Annotated in this window: 18 protein-coding genes and 1 pseudogene; 5 read left to right on the top strand and 14 right to left on the bottom strand. The window is 35.1% G+C overall.

The features are described from left to right. Positions 1–189 (top strand): annotated as a pseudogene (locus BM086_RS18490) (PD-(D/E)XK nuclease family transposase); the annotation flags it as partial. A 143-nt stretch (positions 190–332) separates the two neighbouring features. Here BM086_RS18490 and BM086_RS18485 read toward each other — a convergent pair. After that, positions 333–788, bottom strand: coding sequence for a helix-turn-helix domain-containing protein (locus tag BM086_RS18485; protein WP_092331006.1), 456 nt, complete (start codon positions 786–788; stop codon positions 333–335). 251 nt (positions 789–1039) lie between these two features. Here BM086_RS18485 and BM086_RS18480 point away from each other — a divergent pair, with 251 nt between their 5' ends. Further along, positions 1040–1309, top strand: coding sequence for a hypothetical protein (locus BM086_RS18480; RefSeq protein WP_092331002.1), 270 nt, complete (start codon positions 1040–1042; stop codon positions 1307–1309). A gap of 177 nt (positions 1310–1486) precedes the next feature. Here the strand turns inward: BM086_RS18480 and BM086_RS18475 are convergent, their stop codons facing one another. Both BM086_RS18475 and BM086_RS18470 read right to left on the bottom strand, forming a co-directional pair. Continuing rightward, positions 1487–2305 carry a hypothetical protein gene (locus BM086_RS18475; RefSeq protein ID WP_092330997.1) on the bottom strand — a complete coding sequence of 273 codons (819 nt, stop codon included), beginning with the start codon at positions 2303–2305 and terminating at the stop codon, positions 1487–1489. A 4-nt stretch (positions 2306–2309) separates the two neighbouring features. Further along, positions 2310–2819 (bottom strand): hypothetical protein, encoded by a 510-nt coding sequence (locus tag BM086_RS18470; RefSeq protein WP_092330993.1) that lies wholly within the window; start codon positions 2817–2819, stop codon positions 2310–2312. 385 nt (positions 2820–3204) lie between these two features. Here BM086_RS18470 and BM086_RS21110 point away from each other — a divergent pair, with 385 nt between their 5' ends. Continuing rightward, positions 3205–3369 (top strand): hypothetical protein, encoded by a 165-nt coding sequence (locus BM086_RS21110; RefSeq protein ID WP_175560370.1) that lies wholly within the window; start codon positions 3205–3207, stop codon positions 3367–3369. Positions 3370–3475: 106 nt separating this feature from the next. Here BM086_RS21110 and BM086_RS18465 read toward each other — a convergent pair whose 3' ends face one another. The 8 genes from BM086_RS18465 to BM086_RS18430 form a co-directional block, all read right to left on the bottom strand. Next, positions 3476–3664 (bottom strand): hypothetical protein, encoded by a 189-nt coding sequence (locus BM086_RS18465; protein WP_092330989.1) that lies wholly within the window; start codon positions 3662–3664, stop codon positions 3476–3478. Positions 3665–3905: 241 nt separating this feature from the next. Further along, on the bottom strand, positions 3906–4982 hold the full coding sequence (locus tag BM086_RS18460; RefSeq protein ID WP_092330984.1) for an acyltransferase family protein: 1077 nt from the start codon (positions 4980–4982) through the stop codon (positions 3906–3908). Between the two features lie 182 nt (positions 4983–5164). Further along, complete coding sequence (locus tag BM086_RS18455; protein WP_141107790.1) at positions 5165–6682, bottom strand: lipopolysaccharide biosynthesis protein; 1518 nt, start codon at positions 6680–6682, stop codon at positions 5165–5167. Between the two features lie 169 nt (positions 6683–6851). Then, positions 6852–8648, bottom strand: a complete 1797-nt coding sequence (locus BM086_RS18450; RefSeq protein WP_092330974.1) for a hypothetical protein — start codon at positions 8646–8648, stop codon at positions 6852–6854. Next, positions 8649–9602, bottom strand: coding sequence for a glycosyltransferase family 2 protein (locus tag BM086_RS18445; RefSeq protein WP_092330970.1), 954 nt, complete (start codon positions 9600–9602; stop codon positions 8649–8651). Beyond that, positions 9599–10339, bottom strand: coding sequence for an IspD/TarI family cytidylyltransferase (locus BM086_RS18440; RefSeq protein ID WP_092330966.1), 741 nt, complete (start codon positions 10337–10339; stop codon positions 9599–9601). The genes BM086_RS18445 and BM086_RS18440 overlap by 4 nt, the downstream gene beginning before the upstream one ends. 45 nt (positions 10340–10384) lie before the next feature. Beyond that, positions 10385–11596, bottom strand: coding sequence for a CDP-glycerol glycerophosphotransferase family protein (locus tag BM086_RS18435; RefSeq protein ID WP_092330962.1), 1212 nt, complete (start codon positions 11594–11596; stop codon positions 10385–10387). Next, positions 11574–12851, bottom strand: a complete 1278-nt coding sequence (locus BM086_RS18430; protein ID WP_175560368.1) for a glycosyltransferase family 4 protein — start codon at positions 12849–12851, stop codon at positions 11574–11576. Before BM086_RS18430 ends, BM086_RS18435 begins: the two co-directional genes overlap by 23 nt. 784 nt (positions 12852–13635) lie before the next feature. On the opposite strand from BM086_RS18430, the gene BM086_RS18420 reads away from it, so the two are divergent. After that, positions 13636–14592: a hypothetical protein gene (locus BM086_RS18420; RefSeq protein WP_092330950.1), complete on the top strand. Its 957-nt coding sequence runs from the start codon at positions 13636–13638 to the stop codon at positions 14590–14592. Between the two features lie 262 nt (positions 14593–14854). Beyond that, on the top strand, positions 14855–16204 hold the full coding sequence (locus BM086_RS18415; protein WP_092330946.1) for a helix-turn-helix domain-containing protein: 1350 nt from the start codon (positions 14855–14857) through the stop codon (positions 16202–16204). 248 nt (positions 16205–16452) lie between these two features. Here BM086_RS18415 and mmsB read toward each other — a convergent pair whose 3' ends face one another. The 3 genes from mmsB to chvE form a co-directional block, all read right to left on the bottom strand. After that, positions 16453–17643, bottom strand: a complete 1191-nt coding sequence (gene mmsB / locus BM086_RS18410; protein WP_092330941.1) for a multiple monosaccharide ABC transporter permease — start codon at positions 17641–17643, stop codon at positions 16453–16455. A 13-nt stretch (positions 17644–17656) separates the two neighbouring features. Continuing rightward, complete coding sequence (gene mmsA, locus BM086_RS18405; RefSeq protein WP_092330936.1) at positions 17657–19189, bottom strand: multiple monosaccharide ABC transporter ATP-binding protein; 1533 nt, start codon at positions 19187–19189, stop codon at positions 17657–17659. A 237-nt stretch (positions 19190–19426) separates the two neighbouring features. Further along, complete coding sequence (chvE, locus tag BM086_RS18400; RefSeq protein ID WP_092330931.1) at positions 19427–20539, bottom strand: multiple monosaccharide ABC transporter substrate-binding protein; 1113 nt, start codon at positions 20537–20539, stop codon at positions 19427–19429. Between the last annotated feature and the right edge of the window lie 352 nt (positions 20540–20891).

The raw sequence follows: 20891 nt of genomic DNA, 5'->3' as shown, positions 1-20891 counted from the left end.
GAAATGTTTTCAAAAGAACTTCAAATCCTTGATCGTAATACCGTAAAATACATGATTGATGAACTTCAGGAAGAGCTTGATACTACTAAAGAAGAACTTAACACTGCGCACACAACAATTGCTGATAAAGACAATACCATTGCCCAGCTTACAGCTGAACTTGAAAAATACAAAAAACAGAAACACTAACAATTACATATAAACCAAAAGAGCATGCCCTAGATACAATTTCTCTAGAGCATGCTCTTGGTTGTATACGTCACCGAAAAAGATTCCCACCGGTCAACTTTTATAAAAGCGTTGGCTTGTTACAACACTAATTTTCCCTCACCTCAGCCAGAATACAATGTTTTAGCCAAATCATAAACCACTTTCTTCTGGCTCAGCGTGAGGTTCTTGTAATAGTAAACAAGCTCATCAAGCTGCTTGTTATCATCTCTTACCTTCTGAAGTTCCGACGCTTTTTCATTTGGAGCACCATATGCAATACCACCATCATTGCTATTCCCACTATTATCACCAATACTAGACTTATAGTTATAAGGAAGATTCTCTTCATTTATCAGCTTGGACAGCAACATATCCGCACTAATATCATAATACTTGGCAAGCGCATAGAGCTTATCCGCAGAAGGCACTATCCTTCCAGTCTCATATGCAGAATACGTGCCGCTCTTAACTCCGATCAGCTTGGCTATATCTTCCTGATACTTACCAGCATCCTTCCGAAGCTGCCTCAGCATTTCCTGAAGCGTCATATTTCCTTGTTCAATAGTTTTTCTTTGCATATGATAAATACCTCTCACTGCACTCCACTTCTAATACCGGAATAAAAACAAATATGCTTCCAAATTTCTGTTCCGGTTGATATTTTCCTTAACAATCTTCATAATAATGTTATAAATAATAAGCTTGGCTCACTTTCCTTGGGTGTGATGAGCCTGAATATATCGTCAAGCTCATCCAGAAATATCCTCGTTTCAAAGCCATTTACGATGATCTTTATGAAACATGTCTCAACATAGAAAGGGGTATGGAAATGTTTTCAAAAGAACTTCAAATCCTTGACCAAAACACTGCCAAATACATGATTGATGAACTTCGGGAACAGCTTGATGCAACTAAGAATGAACTTAAATCTGCACAACTTGAACTTGATACTTTAAACACAATCCTCGTCAACCAGGAAAAAGCCCTCGCTGACAAGGAACAAATCCTCGCTAACCAAGATAAAGCCATCGCTGAGAAGAAAAAAATCATCGCCCAACTTCAATCCGAACTTGAAGTATACAAAAATCAAAAACAATAATACTTCTTTTAGACCGCTAATTAGCGGTCTTTTTCTTTGCCATGTACACTACAACTATCAATATTTTCACTATTGTGTCATATATCCTATGCCGCCATATCACTCATAAAAAGTGTAAACATAACATTTTTCAACGCCGAATACTCATGTTTTTATCCCAAAGTTTGTTCATTACTTTCATTTTTCCGGTAATGCTATTATAGAGTTTGCCACTCTACGCTCATTTCCTATTGGAGTAGTATAATATCTCTGATCAATTCCGAATAAAAATGCTTTCATTTCCTCTTCATTTGATATTACAAACTTCCCACAGTTCTGAGATAAACCTGAATAATCATTGGTATAAGTAAAAATTTTCTCCCTATCATCTTGATTCAGCTTTTCCAGAATAGTCATTGCCTTAGTGATACGTTGACGATTTAGCTTTCCAATATGTTCAATATCATATTTTCCATTTAGTTCCACAGGTACTGAATCAACAAAAGTTGTAACTTCTTCTCTTGTTGCCTCTTTAAAAAGCTTTTCAAGCCCACCAAAAATCGGTGTAATTCTAGCAATATCTTTAAAATACAATGTATCTTTACTTTGGCAATAAATAGCATCTGGCTCATCTGTCAAAACAATGTAATCCTGCTTTTCAATAAGCGTAGCATCATCTTTTAATGATAATAGTTTGGTATTCGTTAAAATTCGACTCTTAATAACTCGTTGATAAAAATAGCATCCTGTTTCCTGATATGTACAAATATACTGCACCTTATTTATATCAATTTTCCCAACAGGATACGTAGTATCAACAGGAATCCCAATAAAATGATTGGTATAACCTTTATTTGAAAAATCACCGATTTTAAACCATTGATTATCTTCAAGTAAAACATCTGTAGAATAATCTATAGATGACATCACCATTCCAATATTATATAAATCATCACAATATAAAAGTCTTCTTATCGGTTCATCTTTATCCTTAACCTTTGCGAAAATTACTCCCATCTTACTAGTCACTCTTTTCTATATCCATAAATGTATAGTCATTAATCCTTCTCAGCTCGTAAAAAGACAGCCCTTCTATACCATGTATTTTTCTCCTGCTTATCACTAAAATCTTTTCACCACACCTAGTTATATAATAAAAGCGAAAACCAAAAAGATGAAAAAATGGATTATAATAAACTGTCTGAGCCGCAACCAAGAGAATAAATAATACAATTACTGCAATCCATAATTGTATTATATTCGTGATAGAAAACCCGATGAAAAAATATCCCAAATATACTGGCAAGTATGCTTCATTTGCTAATTCCACTGATTGTATTCCACCTTCAATCATGTCATGTGAAAGTAGTTTGCTTAATATAACACACAAAAAAGAAATAAATACAGAAAATCCCAACCATAGCATAGGAGCCACAAGATCTCTAACCTCATTTACATTTGTAAGACTATAGAAGAAACCTAAAAGCATTATGGAATTTACTGACAATATTATTCTAAATACTAATCTCACTACTTTTTCTCACCATTTATAAAGCCACTATTAAAATTTCAACATTAAGAAAAAAGATGTTCATCCAGTCTATACAATCGTATTCATGGAAAGTAGCCCAAGCATTTTTAATAACCACCCCGACTGTTACATTCATAACTTCAGGACTACTTCTGATACTGGGATAAATGTCAACATTCTGGAAAATTTCATCTTAGTTCCGGTTGATATTTTCCTTAGCAATCTTCATAATAATGGTATAAAGAATAAGCTTGACGCATGGCTTACATTCCTTTGATGTGATGAACCTGAATATATCGTCCAGCTCATCGAGAAATATCCTCGTTTCAAAGCCATTTACGATGATCTTTATGAAACATGTCTCAACGTAGAAAGGGGGATAGAAATGTTTTCAAAAGAGCTTCAAATCCTTGACCAAAACACTGTAAAATACATGATTGATGAACTTCAGGAAGAACTTGATGCAGCGCACTCAACCATAGCTGACAATGAAAAAACCATCGCCCAACTGAAAGCTGAACTCGAAAAGTACAAAAAGCAAAATCAATAATTCTTCTTTAAGACCGCTAATTAGCGGTCTTTTTCTTTACAACCGAAACCAATACTAATTCCATATTGTCATTTCCAAAAGCCGTCTCAAGTACTCCTCACCTATTTCACTCACTCTTCTTAGCCCATATATTATCCGGCACATTCCTAAAGTCTGTTAGTTCGTAATGATTAACCAAATACTCGCCAAGGAAATCTGATACTTTCTTAGCTCCATCATTATTCAAATGCCCTTTATCAGCAAAATCTGTCTTAGTATCTATTCCCATCTCATCGACATAGTCAAATAAATCCAAATATGCACAACCATTCTGTTCTGCATACTCTCTTGTAGCATTTGAATAATGAAACTCTCCCTGGTAAGGTGCAGTGTAAAAAAAGAATTTCTATATTATTATCTTTGCAAGTCTAGACAATCTCATCCAATATTCCTATAGCAACTTCATCAAATTCTTTCTGTTCAAATTCATTATTATCTTTTAGATTGACTTTTTAACATCCTAAAAGGCACAATTTTATAAATTGTAAAACCATCAGTTATCCGCGTAAATACTTAATATATGAAATGTGATACCTGCTCTCCAAAAAGTCCCCTAAATGGTTTACTATCACAACAATAAAAATTGACCCACTATAAACAACAATCAACTTAATAAACCAAGCTATAGACAATTTGCTTTTTTCAAGTATAGTCAAAACAAGTATATGCCATAAATAGATTCCCATTGAATTTTTAGATATAAACGTGACCATCCTGTTCTCGTATACTTTTCTGCTCTTCCGTTCACAAATCAATAATAATGCAAATGAACAAGCAATCCCATAACTCAGATAGTACAATCTGGGAGGGTACTTTGCAATTTGTACCAACTGAAACGAACCAGTTGAAACTCGATAATAAGTAGCAAAAATAATAAATGCTATAAACGCCGTGACCAAAATGCCCTTTTTTGCTATATTATTCATATTACTGTAATTATAGCCAAGATATGTAATTAGACCGTATGGAACAATATAATAAAAAGTTGTATTCAAAAAATATTCGAGTACTCCTCCATTAAGACCAAATCCGTAATGGTACGATATTTCATAAATAATATATGATGTAATTGCAACAACAATGCCTTTGATCGATAATTTATATTTATCTATCACAGGAATCAACATCGCACTATATATATATATAAGAATAATCCATACATATCTTATCCCATATCTTGTCAAGAGAAATGATGCAAGGATTTTTTTTCCACTCTCAATATTTCCTATAACAATTAGTTTAAATGCAAAGTAAAATACCAAAAATGACCATGTTGGAATAACTAATCTTTTAATCCGAGATTTAAAATAATCAATAACACATGTCTTAGATTTAGAATTCTTCAAATATGATTTGTGTGCAAGTATAGCTGACAATATCACCATAAGAGGAACGTCAAAGTTCCTTAACATCATAAGCCAGCTTGGAGATTCAACATGAGCGATGATAATACATGTCAAACCAATACATTTCAGAAAATCAATATAATAAAGTCTACCTTTTACTTGATTGCTTTCCTTAATATTAGCTATAGAATATGTACCAATATTATTGTCTATCGAAATATCCCTCACTCATTCTCACCCCATGCTTTCAAAGATATAATTAATAGATAACTAGCAACTTCGTAATAATACTCTGCCTATTAAAATCATAATTATATAAAACAATTCCATTTTTTAATATATCTCCATTACCAGTGTTAAAATACATTTCCATATATACCATCACAATAATTATTTACGCGGCATATTTTTTATAATCTTACGACCTTACTAATTAATTCAATTCCCTTTTTAAATTCACTTAATCTAAAATAAAACAATATCATAAGTGCATTTGAAACCATGAAGCATAACGCTAAATCCAGCATAATTGCTGGAAAACCAACCACGCTATGTAAAGAGCAAATTTTAAAACACAAAAATGCTGAAATTATGGTAACAAAAGCATAATAAAACTGTTTCTTAAAATAAGTCTTGCTTGATATGCCTTTAAAATAATACCTATGAATAATGGTACTTCCATATCCAAAATTAATCACAATAATTGAGAAAAGTGTAGCCAAAACAACTCCTGCTATTCCAAACAATTTACCCAATAAAATATTTAAAACAATATTAGAAGCTGCCTCAATCATACTTCTATATCTTCCTTCCCACCATAGCCCACATGCTGTGTAGTATGTAGTTCTTACATCCCCCATGCATAAAGAATAAAAATATATACTAAGCATTATCATTATTCCATCAGGAAGCAATAGTTCATTTCCCATCCAAATTGTCATAAATGGTTGATATATACAAACTAGGCACGTAGTACAAAATGAAGCTAACCACATATACAAAAAATCGAAAGATAACATATCATTGTAATTAGATTCAGGAGTATTTTTAACTATAGTATTGCCCACTATTGCTGCTATAGACTTTGTAATAGTGGTTAACATTCCATGAGCCGCTGCTACAATATAATAATAATTGCCGTATATTGCGGCTTGAGCAAGCCCTAAATAAGCTGAAATTATTATACTATCCATGGAATTACGGCTTGTAGTGCATAAGCGACTAATAACTAATCCTTTGATTCTTGTTTTTATTACATCCGCACTTTCCTTTGATATACTTCCTCTAGGAGTATACATTGGATATATCTTCATGGCTATATACTGTGTTATCAAGTTCTCTATAACCGTTGAAACTGGCATTGCGATAATAAATGCGTAGTATCTCCTAGTAATCAGCAGAATCAATACCTGAAAGAAAATCTTTATTATACCAACAACCGTTGTTATTTTACTTACTACATCTTCTCTCTGACATGCAGAAAGTAATGATTTTTTATAAGCAAACAATAAATAGCCTAAAACAGTGTTGATCAAAAAAACCAAATATAATAAGTACAGATTAACATCGTCAGGCAAGCCACTTTTTATTAATTTGGGCAAAAATGGCATCATTATTAGTCCAATAACCAAAACGCTCAATCCTATGATCTTGTAAACTATTCTATACAAAGAAAGTATTGAACATACTTCAACTGTATCATTTTCTGAAAGAGGCTTATACATACTAAAAGTAATAGCTGAGCTAAATCCTAATTCAGCTATATTAAGCATTTGCAATATTGAATTAAACAGTGTGTCTAGCCCGAGATAGTTATGCCCCAAAAAATATATGATAGCCGTTCTTAAAGCAAATGGAATTAAAATATTTATTAACTTATTTAAAACCCCCCAAATAATGTTTCGTCTTGCATTTATTATTCTACTCATAATTAGACCTAACTAATTCACTTGTCAGCATTCTTATAGTTACTGACATTCCTTTCCAGATTATTGTTTCATATTATAATTTGTACAGAATGATTATCCCTATACCTACTTCGTTTTAGATAGCTACTATAGTTTTCCTCCATACACAGCAAGATTTACAATAGTATTCTCATCCTATAATTTGATAATATTTTAACCATTCGTCTAAAAGGTCTATACTTGTTGCATACAAAAACTCATTGTCATCTAACACAATTTTAAAAAAACTGCCATTATCTAACTCCAAGCCATCATAATCAGATAATAAAATTCCATTTATTGCATCAATATTTTCAATTTCTGATATTGGATTAATATTTTCTCTTGGATTCATCGTAACCAAGAACCTTGGATAACTTGGTGCAGATGATTGTTCTGTATAACAATAAACATTTATGTTTTTGTTATGCGCCCAACTCACAACGATATTAGACATATTTATTGCATTCGCAACGATACTTGTTTTCTCTACATGCTTTGATATTGCACTTCCCCAAAATATTGCTGAAGAAACTAAATATACCAAAACCATAAATATAATTTGATACTTTTTTCTTAACACTATTATGCCCATGCATACCACTAGCAGCAATGCCAATAAGCGACCAAAATATACTCTTGGTGTTTCTCCATTATACAAATATAATCTGTATATGCTAGCCAAGGCAGTCATATTTGAAGATTTAAGTACTGGAATCACATCTAAAAAAAATGATTTCATTAAAAACAAATTTATTCCTATTGATATACATATAATATATTTCCTATAATTCTTTAATTGCAAAAAGCACATACATCCAAATACTATCGGTAAAATGCAAAATGGTATTGCATATCGTAAGTATAAATACAGCCTACCTTTTCCAGGAATATCAATATAATTTTTTAGAGAATAAGCAAAATTCATTCCAAAAAAGCAAAGCAGGCCCCATGCAGAAGCAACCATCAATGGGCTTAACTTCATTTTTTTCTTTATAGCATCATAAAAACATGTAAATACACTAACTACACATACCGTAAATAAGCCAAATGTCACCAACGAATATCCACTCAATAGCGATAAAAACAGCTCTCCAATTCTGCTTACTTCCCCCCTGCCTTGAAACGTTAAATACAAATTCTTTGTAGAGTATGCTAACACGTTGCTTGCATTGTTTTGCATTCTCCCAGTTCCACCTGATGCATTGGTCATTACAGCTTGTTTATACCATGAGTTGAATAATTTATACACTGTCATTCCTAACGCTAATCCACATGAAGATGCAATCAGCGAACTATATACCCATTTCCCAAAATTCATAATGAGGTATATAAAATATACACACCCGAATCCAACAATAAGAATAATCGCCCTACTATGAATTGTTAATGTATATGCCAACAAAAACCATATGACTCCTATCATTATCGATTTTCTTATTACATTTGAGATCTTTGCCTGTTTAACGAATAAAAATGCCACAATCACTTGTATTAAGCCTAAGTATTCTTCTGTCATAGCACTTAAGCCCAATCCATAATCAGGTTTCAATATTCCCAAAGCACTAATTATCGATATAACAAATGAACTATTTAAGTCCATCCCCAATTCATCAAGTAAAATAAAAACTAGCTCTCCAATAATAATCCATATTATTAAAGAGTAAACTCTAATCAGAGCATACATTTGCACCCATGTTTTGCACAATGCAATAATTGGAGCAAGAAAAAAAATATGCCCATATCCATGCCATATTCCATATGCAGCCATCGAGCCTGACCAATCAATTCCAGCCAACTTCATAACAGCTGCTATCGAAGGCCATTCATCACCGTCTTGAATATTTGAATACATAAAGCATGGCAAATAAAAAAGAATTATTATCACCGCGATAATATACATATATGCTTTTTTATTCTTTAGTAAACTATCTATTCTTTTATTCATCTATTTTTCTACAAAAAACTTTCTATCCTTACCATATCGTTTTTTATTACTGGTTAACTCGGTATAAACGAATATTGGATTAAAATAATTACAAGTAATAAGTGGGATTCCACCTTTAACCAATTTAATAAATGCCCACAGCAACGTTTTAATATCTATCCCTCTTTTTAACCCATCGTACAATATCAATAACGCATTATAATTAAAATAGCCTAATACTTTCTTCGAATATTTGTTTTTGGAAAAACAATAACATTTTATCGTTTCATTTACATGACACATATATGCAGTTTTCGATACTACAGTTGTCAATGAATTCTTCCCTCTAGTTATGCAATAAATAATGGCTCCATCAATGACAGTCTGCTTGCAATAATAACTAACCTGCGTTGAAAAAAACTGATCATTACTATGTAAAGTTTCACTAAATATAATATTGTTTTCTTCTACAACAGCCCTTCTTATCATCTTTCCCCAAGGTGCAAAACGCTTAATAACGCGATAATAGTTTTTTTCACTTGGATTACCTAAATAGTCATTTATCTTTCTAGCATGCACAAGATGCCTAGTGGCAATTTCCCCTGTATCGGAATACTGACTCGTCACATTAAAAATAATCTGATCAAATTCTGAATTAAAATATTTAGATATCGTATCGTAATATGAATCAATAAAAAAATCATCTGCATCCGCAAACATTAGCCATTTGCCTTTTGCATGCTTTAAACCAGTATTTCTACATGCCCCAGCACTTTGTATTCCTGTTTTATTACAATAAAACTCAACATATGAACTATATTTTTGTCTAACACTTTCCAGTTTTCCCAAATTGTCAGTACTATTATCATCGACAACTATTATCTGAACATTGTTATGAACATTTATAGATTGAATCAATTTTTCCAATTGAAGAGGAGTATTGTAATGAGGAATTATTATTGTTAAATCTATCATTTTGAACCCTCAAATTCTGTTTTTTCTTGCATGCATAAGATTTCCCTAGCCTCAAATACCGACCTCATTGTAAAAATGTCCTGCGGTGTCGTAACCTTGATGTTCTCAATCGGGCCGTCGACCAGGTGAAGTTTGTATCCGTAATGCTGCATTAAAGTACAGCTATCTATAAAGTCATTTCGTTGCTCAGCAATTGCTTTTTCGTGTGCTGCTAAAATATCATCCAAGTAGAAACTCTGCGGTGCTTTTGCAAGTCTGGAATTACCACGTTCTGGAACTTCTTCAATCAATGAATCACTATTTACTACAAGAATTGTTTCTGTAACTTTAGTTGTGGTTATAGCTGAGTTGTATTTTTTTACCGAAGCAATATTATCTGATATTAACTCTTCAGTAATAAACGGACGTACTCCATCGTGTATAAGAACTATTGCTTTTTCATAGGCAATTGCCTTGGCAGCCACAAGACCGTTATATATTGATTCCTGTCCTGTTTCTCCACCTTTTACAACGCTCTTTACTTTAGTGAGATGATAATTTCCTATCAGCTCATTCATATATGGAATCCAGTCATTTACACAAGCTATGACTATGGCATCGATTTCTTTGTGATGCTCAAATTTTTCAAGAGTATGTATTATTACCGGCTTTCCATATACTTCCAAAAACTGCTTTGGAAGATCTTTGGTGTGCATTCGTCTTCCGACTCCACCAGCAAAAATCACTGCAATATTCATATCTTTCTCCCAAGCTCAACTGATATGTTGTGCTTTGTTCCTCCGCTATTTTCTGCCTTTTTCAACAAAATCAATTATGTAATCCGCAACTTTGTCTGCTGCACTACCCGTTTCACACGATCCCACTAGCTCATGTAATTTCTTTACGCTTTGAACATATTCTTCATTATCAAAACTGCGAATATTATCAAATAACTCGTCATTAGTTGTAGCAAGCGGAAATGGCAACTCGCTCATTCTCCAATAGTTTCCTCTATCATTTTCGTATTTATCCAAGTCCGGAGCATAAATAAAACATGTTTTTGGTTTGGTAATATAATCAAACATGCAGCTTGAATAATCCGTTAATAATACATCCGCAGCAACCAACAGTTCTTGCATTACGCTATAATCAGAAGCATTAAGGACATAATCGTTATATTTTATATGTTTTGCTTCTTTAAGATTATTTGGATGCAAACGCACCAAGATATACCAATCACCGCCATACTTCTTTACTAATTCCTCATGTAATCTCTCCATATCGATATTGAAGAAATCCATATTGTAATCACTTCGAAAAGTTGGAGCATACAACAAAATATGTGCTTCTCTTATGCCAAAAAATTTGAAAACTTTATTTTTTATCTCATTTGGATCATTGAAAAATATGTCATTTCTTGGACTTCCTACTTCTAGAAGCTTTTTGTTATAACCAAACGCTCTTTTATAGATTTGAGATGTTTTCTTACTATTTGAAACAATTACATCAGCTATTTTGGAATTGAATGGATATAGAACCTTGTCAAACTTTGGTAAGTTCTTTCCCAGATCAAGTGCTATTTTCTTTATTCCATAGCTTCCATGCCATGTTTGTACGTATAATTGCTTTCGAGACTTATATGTACCAAAATCTTTTAAATTAGAATCAACCCATACTGCGGATGTTGATAGCTGATACATATTATTCCAATAACCATAATCAACACGCTTTACATAATCAGGAATGTCCATTTCAACATTTTTATTTAAAAGCCAAACTATTTCATAATCCCTTTTCTTTTCATGAAGACGCTCTGATATATACATTGGATTATCACCATAACGAATTCCCTTCATATTACAAAAGACAATTTTTTTCCTGTTTATAGGCAATAAATGGAGTATCAAGAAAAGAAATCTATTTATAAATCCAGAAACCAAAAAGCCACAGTAAACTAGTTTCTCAAACAATATGCTGTTTTGTGATAATTTCTTAAGTCCCTGAATCAATGTCATGGCCTAGTACTAAATTGATTCCTTCCATTTCTTTTTCTGTATCTAAACACTTTTTAAATAGTCTTGCTTTAGCTGCATACGATCCAGCTTTTGACGCCTCAAAACCATTCTTCTGAATTTTTTGATATTGTTCTGCGTCAGCAAGTAGAGTCTCTATATTATCCGCAATCTGCCACACATTTTTCTCTTCACAAAGAAGGCCGTTTTCGCCATCTTTTACCAACTGTGGTATTCCTCCCGAATTGCTTGCTACAACAGGAAGGCCTGATGCCATAGCCTCAAGCATTACCAATCCAAAACCTTCTGATTCACCTTTTGATGTCGTAATAGAAGGCATGCAAAAGATATCTGCTGATGCATAAATAGTTGACAATTGTTCGTGGGATTTTCCACCGAGGAACACGACATTTCCAAATCGCTTGCCACCTAACTTAATTATTTCATCAGGGAATTTGGCATTTTCATCTTTTTGTAGCGCCTGTGTATATGCTTGCTGCTCTAATTCAGCTCTTAACGGTCCATCACCGACGATAACTAATAGAGCATCTATATTTCTCATTGCTTCTATTAAATAGGTAACGCCTTTTATCTCAGCTAATCTTCCGACAAACAGGACAACTTTTTTATCACCCTGTCCAAAGTAGTTCTCTACTCTGTACTGTGGTCCAAAGGCACTGGTGTCTACTCCCATGGGGATGACATCAATCGGAACATTTGGAACAAGTTCGTGAACTCTATCTTTGAGGTGCTCGGAAACTACTGTCACGTGCTGCGCATTTTTGATGCAGCGGATTTTAAGCTTACGCACAATGCCTTTATTGAGTGAGCAGACATCGCCGCCATGGCCCGTAACGATATATGGCTTTTTGAAAAAGCTCTGAACAATGCCCTGCGGAATTAACCAGTGGGCATGAACGAAATCGTAGTTATTTATGTTTTTCCTAAGAGCGTTCCACAGCCCTAAGAAAAGGAATGGAACCAATAAGGCGCGAATTTTCTTTTCCTTTATTCTTGGAACAATTGCTCCCGGATAACATAAGGTTTCAAACTTGTGAATAGGAAAATAGTGATAACGGATTACTTTGATGCCTTCGAGGATTTCTTTATCCTTGGAACCGGGACATGCCGGAACCATCACGGTAATATCAAAGTATTCAGACATTGCTTTGCACAAATCCAACACAAACCTTGGTTCAGTATCTTTATCCCAACGAGGGAATGTAGACGCTGTCACTAATAGCTTTTTCTTTTCCACAATAATCTCCACCCATGCCATGATCAGTCAGACTAATGTGTTTTCTCATTCAGTGTTAATTAAAATGTGAATGAGAAAAAATACTAAACTGATAGCCGGCAAATATCTCATAATATTCGTTGTTCCAAAAAGTGTACTTTTGGGAACAGCCAAACGGATATATTTATAATATCTCTATATCTATTTAACTCTATTATTAATATCCTTATGTATTATCTACATTATCGTTAATAATGTCAATTACTTTTTGTAAACACTGATTATTGCTGAGCTTTATTTCGCATATTTGTGAATCTGGCTTAAAACAATGTACTCTCACTCTATTATCAGTATATTCACCACATACCCACTTTCCTGTTCCAAAAAGTACACTTTTCGGAACGCTCAAATAGTCAGCAAGCGGCTCAACAAGGCGTTTTTCTATAATCAGAAATAAAGAAAACGATATGAAACAAAAATATGTCTCACATCGTTTTATCCTATAAAATCTATTTCTTATTTGAAATCCTTTATTTTTCAATGCATCTAAATATACTATTAATAGTTTTTCAATGATAATTACCAATATAGTTCCATCCTATTCAACACTGTAATCTGTTCTAATTCCTAAAAATTCCAAATTCTGTAGAAAGATTAATAATTTTCACACCTAAATCTTAATAATTTTGTGCTAACCTAGTCTTTGTCCGCGTTTGCGGTATCTGTTCCATTCTGTACCACAGGCATTTCAGCCACTTTTCACAGAAAGCAGAAATAAATAACATAATAAGGAGATTCATTTTGCATGAAACTAAACAACAAGAATCACAAGGATACTGTGTTCAGGATGCTATATTCTGACAAAAGACGATTGCTTGAACTATACAATGCAATCAACAAAACCAATTACACAAACCTGGATGATTTGACCATTCGTACATTGAACGGCAATACATTTCTTGGAATGAAGAACGATGTATCTTTTATCCTGGATTATGAAATTAATCTGTATGAGCACAACTCTACTCCGTGTCCAAACATCCCGCTTAGAGATCTGTTCTATATTGCAAGCTCTTACAAAAAGCTTTTTAAGATCAGTGATACCTATAAAACCACGCAATTAAAAATCCAAACACCGCGTTTTTTTGTGTTCTATAACGGAACTACTCCTCTTCCGGATTCATTTGAGTATCGTCTATCAGATATGTTCATTAAACCTGTCACTCCGCCAAGCATGGAGCTTGTAGTAACTGTACTCAACGTCAATGAAGGACGCAACAAACAGCTTATGGAGTCTTGCGAAACACTTCGAGGCTATTCCATTTTTGTATCAAAAGTGAGAAAATATACTCACGAACAGATTATAATTCACGGTAAGGATGAGTATCAGAAGCATAAGAAAGCTCTCATCGAGAAAGCTGTAACAAAGGCAATTGATGAGTGCATTTCTGAGAATGTCCTGAAAGAGTTCTTTACCGCCAACAAACAGGAGGCTATTGATATGAGCACTCTAGAATGCACCGCTGAAGATTATTACCATGTTGTTGCGGATGAAAATTTGGAGAAGGGGATTGAAATTGGACAAAGTCAAGGCATTGTGATTGGTCAACGTCAGGGAGCCAAATATGTAAACAATCTCTATCGTTGGTTGCAGGATAATGGACGTGAAGATGATATACGAAAGGCCATTAATGACTTTGGATATCAAGAAAAACTCCTGGCTGAATACGAGGATGCACACAAAAATTCACCTTCAACATAAACTTTTCTTCACTCGAAAAGGAGTTAACGGATAATGCAAGACAATAAGATGTATGAAATTGATTTATCTAATTTGGATGAGGATTTAAGTATTACTTGATACCATTAAAAGCAGTACCCATTAATATAGTCATAGTTAAATACTAAAAAGAGTATGCACACACGCATGCTCTTTTTCTAGTACTAACAATTTGACAAAACACCACTTTGACTTTATAATTCGATTAACCGAATTTTAGTTTTATATTTGTCGAGGTGGGTCTATGCAGATTGGTGAAAAGATTATTTCCATACTTAAGGAACGCGGAATAAGTCAAAAAGAGTTTTCAAAGATGACGGGCATTGCCGAAAGCACAATATGCGATTGGAAAAGGAAGGGGTTTAATCCTTCTGCCGGGAAAATAAATATTATATGCAAGACACTTAATCTTTCACCCGTAGACTTATTTGATAACAATGAGACTGGCACTGATTCTGCAGATGATAAATTTAGTACCACTGCAAATATTGATCCTTGCTATTATCTAAGCGGAGATGAGAAACAGCTTATAGAACTCTTTAGAAAAGGAGATTCTTCATTTCAAAAAAGAATCCTATCTTACATTGTTAATCTATTTTCCGATGTCGATCTGTCTTCTAATGTTAATCTTCCCTCTGATAACAATGAAATTATTACCAACAAGATTGGCATTATACCCGAAACTAAAGGTAATAATCTGAAATCAGAAAATGACCTGACTAAAAAGAAGAATTTATGCAAGCGTCTGCGACGTCTGGCCAAACTTGAAAGAATAAGGCTTGATGAATCCGAGCACGCATCAGGACTAAACACGCATCTTTTCAAATATCTTGACTACGTGGGAATAGACAAGCTTGAATATATCAAGAAATATATTGAACATATTCAACCGTTCATGATTTCAGAAATTATTTCACAGGAAAAATTTGAAAATGCCATCTGTATGCTTGATGAATATTACAGAATTTCCGTATACATTAGAGTGAATGCAACGAAAGGTGAAGAAATAATCGTTTCTTCCCATGAGAACAATAAAAATGGCATTGCCAGGCGTAATCCAATTAATACCAAGAATTCGAAAGTATATGTTTTCCCTGAAACGATCACGTCTCATATTGCAGACAGTGATCTATATACTATCAGTCTTTTTATAACGCGAGGAGTTACTAACCTTCCAATCAGTATAGCTGCGCACAAATATGATGATGAAGGATTTCTTGTAAACCTAAAAGACATTGAAAGAGCATTGACAGAAACAGCAAACAGTTATCTTCAGGATTTATACACTGCTGATTTAGACTATTCACAGATAGAGGAGTTTTATTCTCTGCAACAGATATCTTTTACCTCATATGGAACTGATGCTTTCTCAAGCATATCTCTACTGATTGATAGTCTTCTGATTCAAATGAACCCGTTTAGTAGGCAGGTTGCAGATTCAGCTTTATGTATCTTCTGCAGCACAATTGAGATGACTAACACAGGCAAAAAAGAACTCCTTGAAACACTTCGAGAGAGATACAAGGTCAATTCCGTCAAAATCCTTCCTGAAATATTAACTCGGATTGACATAAATCTAAACACAATAGAATGAAAAAATCTTATAACATACTTAAAATCTACTATATAGTCTTCAATCAGAGATAAGTTACATTCTTAGAAGAACAGTTTTGTTTCATATTAGTATCAAAGTAATTATCACAAAATAGTAAAACACTCCTATGCTCAGATTGAACCATAGGAGTGTTGCTTATGTTATATCTTTTTATTCACAATCAGAATCTTGCATTCTTGAATATTTCTCAATAATTGCGCTCTTTTTCTTTCAGACCATCACATTCATCAGTTCTTCACGATCATCTTTCCGCCACGTTTTGAAACTACGTCGAAGATAACTGCTGCAAGAAGAACTACACCTTTTACAACCTTCTGCATGTTGGCATCAACGCCCATAAGTGACATACCAAGGTTGATAACGCCCATGAGAACGGCACCAACGATAACTCCGGGAACTGTTCCGATTCCGCCGTAAGCTGATGCTCCACCGATGAAGCAGGAACCGATGGCATCCATCTCATAGTTCTGGCCGTATGTAGGCTGAGCTGATGTAAGACGGGCAATTGTTACCATTCCTGCAAGAGCTGCAAGAAATCCCATGTTTGTGTATGCAAGGAAGTAAACCTTGTTAGTATCGATACCGGAAAGCTTTGTTGCCTTTTCGTTACCACCAACTGCGTAAAAGTAACGTCCTACTGTTGTATTGCTTGTGATGTAGCCATAGATCAGAACTACAACAAGAACCCAGATAAGAACTGTAGGAATACCTTTGTGCTGTGAAAGCTTGTAAGCAAAAACAACAAGAACTCCTGCAAGAACGATCATCTTAAGACAGAAAGCCCAGAATGGCTCAAGGTCGTAGTTGCTCTCAAGTTTTTTCTTTCTGCTAATAAGCTGAAGAGCTACAAGTACTATAGCTGCAACAATTCCGCCGAAAAGACATGTGAGGTTAAGATCTGCGCCGCCAAAGAAATCCGGGATATAGCAGTCTGCGCCACCACCAAAGAGGTTTACGAATGTTGTCTTATCTTTGATTGAAACTGTAAGTCCGTTAAGTACAACGTTTGAAAGTCCTCTGAATGCAAGCATTCCTGCAAGTGTTACGATGAAAGGAGGAATTCTTACAAAAGCGATCCAGAAGCCCTGGAATGCGCCGATTGCTGTACCAATGAGAATCATTGTAAGAATTGTGAGCCATACAGGAACATTCAAGTTCACCATTAGGATAGCGCCAATCGCTCCAACGAAACATACTACTGAACCTACTGAAAGGTCGATGTTACCACCTGTCAAAATACAAAGCAGCATACCTGTTGCAAGAATGAACACATATGCATTCTGTGAGATCAGGTTACTTACGTTCATGGGAAGAAGGATTGCTCCCCCTGTCTGCCATGCAAAAAATGCTAAAACTATTACCAGAACTATGATCATGGTATTTTTTTTCAAAAAACCAAATATCTGCTCCTTATTCATCTTCTCCTCCTTATCAGCCAGCTGACTGTAAAATATAAGTCATTATTTTTTCCTGTGTTGCATCCTTACCATCAAGTTCTCCGACCATCTTACCTTCATTCATTACGTATATTCTGTCGCACATACCAAGAATCTCAGGAAGTTCGGAAGAAATCATGATAACTGATTTGCCCTCAGCTACCAGTTGGTTGATAATGCAATAAATTTCATACTTCGCGCCTACATCGATACCTCTTGTAGGTTCATCCAGGATAAGAATATCCGGATTTGCAAACATCCATTTCGCCAAAAGAACTTTCTGCTGATTACCACCACTTAAGTTACCGACATTTTGTTCAACTGACGGACATTTTGTCTTTAGCTTTTCCTTATAATCAACTGCAACAGCAAATTCTTTATGCTTATCAATTACTGTGTTATGGCTTACATCATCAAGGTTAGCCAATGTTGTATTGATTTTTATAGGGTTTGATAAAATAAGGCCGTTACCTTTTCTATCCTCTGTTACATAGGCAAGTCCGTGCTTGATCGCGCTGCTTACAGTATTAAGCTGAACAGACTCTCCATTTATGCGAATCTCGCCGGATATGTTTTCGCCATAGCTCTTTCCAAAAATACTCATGGCAAGCTCTGTTCTGCCCGCGCCCATAAGTCCTGAAATACCAAGAACTTCGCCTTTTCTTACATAGATATTTACGTCATCTACAACTTTTCTGTCTTTATGTAAAGGATGGTAAACATTCCAGTTCTTTACTTCCATCATTATCTCGCCGATATGTGGCTCTCTCTTCGGGAATCTGTCAGATAGTTCTCGTCCAACCATTCCCTTGATGATTCTGCTCTCTGAGAAATCATCAACTCCCTTTGTAAGAGTTTCGATAGTTGAACCGTCTCTTATGACTGTGATCTTGTCAGCAACATAAGAAACCTCGTTGAGCTTGTGTGAAATAATGATTGATGTAAGGCCTCTTTCTTTCTTTAGCTTAAGCATAAGATCAAGAAGTGCCTTGGAATCAGTTTCGTTTAGTGATGATGTAGGCTCATCCAGAATAAGGAGTTTTGCATCCTTTGAAAGAGCCTTTGCAATCTCAACAAGCTGCTGTTTACCAACACCAATGTCCTTAATCAATGTCTGGGTACTTTCCTTAAGTCCTACTATATCAAGATATTTTCTTGCAAGTTTATTGGTCTCGTCCCAATTTATTTTTAGCTTTGTTCCTCTCTCATTTCCAAGGAACATATTTTCAGCAATAGTCATGTAAGGAATAAGCGCAAGTTCCTGATGAATAATAACGATACCTTTCGCTTCGCTATCCTTGATGGCATTGAACTGACAGACCTGCGAATCGTATACGATATCGCCCGTATAAGAGCCATATGGATAAACACCACTAAGAACATTCATAAGTGTGGATTTACCTGCACCATTTTCTCCAACCAGCGCATGAATCTCACCTTTTTCTACCTTGAGATTAACGTTATCAAGCGCCTTTACGCCGGGAAAGGTTTTAGTGATATTTTTCATTTCCAAGATTATCTGCTCCACTTTGCCCTCCTCCTTTTTGTCTTTAGAATTTTCTCCTTATAAGAGGCGGGTCGGAATCCGCCCCGCCTCGTCACAATTTATATATTCTCCGTGATATCGCATAACTTCGCTTTGCTCTCGTCATGCTACATACATTCACAATCCGAGCTACCGCTCTACTTGCTCATGTATGTTCGGTCTTCAAGGTCAAAAGCTGCACAGTGCAAGCACTGCATCTTTTGACTTTGAATTCCTTTATCACTTAAGTTGATCTTCTGTGTAATATCCGGAATCGATAAGAAGCTCTTTGTAGTTGCTTGCATCTGCAAATACAGGTTCGCAAAGGTATGAAGGAATTACGCCTGTTCCGTTGTCATATGTCTTTGTATCGTTTACAGGAGCTTCTGTCCCCTTCATGATAGCGTCAACCATCTCTACAGTCTTAGCTGCAAGTGTACGTGTATCCTTGAAAATTGACATTGACTGCTTGCCAGCGATCATGTTCTTAACGTTTGCAACGTCACAGTCCTGACCTGTGATGATTGGCCACTCACCTGTGTAGTTAGCTTCAAGAGAGTTTGTAACACCGAGTGCTGTTGAGTCGTTTGAGCAAAGAACTGCATCGATCTTTGTTCCATCAGCATAGTTAGCTGAGATGATTGCATCCATTCTTGACTGAGCATTCTCTGTTGACCAGTTAGCTGTAGCAACGTTGTCAAATTCTACCTGACCTGACTTAACAACAAGCTTGCCACTGTCGATGTACTGCTTAAGAACGTCATAAGCGCCGCCGTAGAAGAATCTTGCATTGTTATCACCAGGGTCACCTGTGAAGATCTCAAGGTTGAATGGGCCAGCTGCGTTATCAAGATCAAGTTTTTCCTTGATGTATTCGCCCTGCTTTGTTCCAACCATGTAGTTATCGAATGTTGCATAATATGAAACAGCGTCTGAATTCATGATAAGACGGTCATAAGCGATAACCTTGATGCCTGCTTCTTTAGCCTGTGCAAGAACTGTTCCAAGTGAATCACCATCGATAGATGCGATTACAAGAACCTGAGCTCCTGAACTGATCATATTTTCAATCTGTGAAACCTGAGTAGCGATATCGTTAGAAGCATACTGAAGGTCTACATCATAGCCTGCTGCCTTGAGCTGAGCTTCCATGTTTGCGCCGTCCTGGTTCCATCTCTGAAGATCCTTTGTAGGCATTGCAACACCAACTTTACCGCCGCCAGAACTTTCTGTCTTAGTAGATGTAGTTGAAGTAGATGTTGTCTCTGTTCCGGATCCTGCGCTTCCGCAGCCTACAAGTAATGATGCTGCCATAGCTACTGAAAGGAATGCGCTTAAAAGTTTTTTCTTCATTTCTAAAAATCCTCCCTATATAGTTGTTTGGTATTGTCAGATGTGTTGTTATCGCGTTCTTTTATCAGGTCCGCAATAACATCTGCTCTTTACATTTAACAATTTATCATAAAAACATCAGCAATTATTTACGATGTTTAGCAATTTTTTATTACATTTTAGATAAAAAAAATACCGTGCTAGCATTTTTTTGCCAGCACGGTGGATTATATTAATATAATGCTACTCATCGTCTATATATCTTCGTTATATCGAACTACACATTATTGGATTTTAATTCCAGAGTGTTTGCAAATTGCCAATTTTAAAGTTGACATTGTTAAAGAACTATCTGCTTAATAATCCATTATCA

The sequence above is a fragment of the Butyrivibrio sp. YAB3001 genome (genome assembly GCF_900112195.1).
GTDB lineage: Bacteria > Bacillota > Clostridia > Lachnospirales > Lachnospiraceae > Butyrivibrio.
This window is presented reverse-complemented; position numbering and strand designations above follow the sequence as displayed.

Bases quoted from the DNA above. Each gene is read 5' to 3' on its own strand.
- BM086_RS18445 (WP_092330970.1), bottom strand. From the start codon at position 9,602: ATGATAGATTTAACAATAATAATTCCTCATTACAATACTCCTCTTCAA.
- BM086_RS18475 (WP_092330997.1), bottom strand. From the start codon at position 2,305: ATGGGAGTAATTTTCGCAAAGGTTAAGGATAAAGATGAACCGATAAGA.
- BM086_RS18450 (WP_092330974.1), bottom strand. From the start codon at position 8,648: ATGAATAAAAGAATAGATAGTTTACTAAAGAATAAAAAAGCATATATG.
- BM086_RS18435 (WP_092330962.1), bottom strand. From the start codon at position 11,596: ATGACATTGATTCAGGGACTTAAGAAATTATCACAAAACAGCATATTG.
- BM086_RS18480 (WP_092331002.1), top strand. From the start codon at position 1,040: ATGTTTTCAAAAGAACTTCAAATCCTTGACCAAAACACTGCCAAATAC.
- BM086_RS18415 (WP_092330946.1), top strand. From the start codon at position 14,855: ATGCAGATTGGTGAAAAGATTATTTCCATACTTAAGGAACGCGGAATA.
- BM086_RS18420 (WP_092330950.1), top strand. From the start codon at position 13,636: ATGAAACTAAACAACAAGAATCACAAGGATACTGTGTTCAGGATGCTA.
- BM086_RS21110 (WP_175560370.1), top strand. From the start codon at position 3,205: ATGTTTTCAAAAGAGCTTCAAATCCTTGACCAAAACACTGTAAAATAC.
- BM086_RS18485 (WP_092331006.1), bottom strand. From the start codon at position 788: ATGCAAAGAAAAACTATTGAACAAGGAAATATGACGCTTCAGGAAATG.
- BM086_RS18440 (WP_092330966.1), bottom strand. From the start codon at position 10,339: ATGAATATTGCAGTGATTTTTGCTGGTGGAGTCGGAAGACGAATGCAC.
- chvE (WP_092330931.1), bottom strand. From the start codon at position 20,539: ATGAAGAAAAAACTTTTAAGCGCATTCCTTTCAGTAGCTATGGCAGCA.
- BM086_RS18455 (WP_141107790.1), bottom strand. From the start codon at position 6,682: ATGAGTAGAATAATAAATGCAAGACGAAACATTATTTGGGGGGTTTTA.
- mmsB (WP_092330941.1), bottom strand. From the start codon at position 17,643: ATGAATAAGGAGCAGATATTTGGTTTTTTGAAAAAAAATACCATGATC.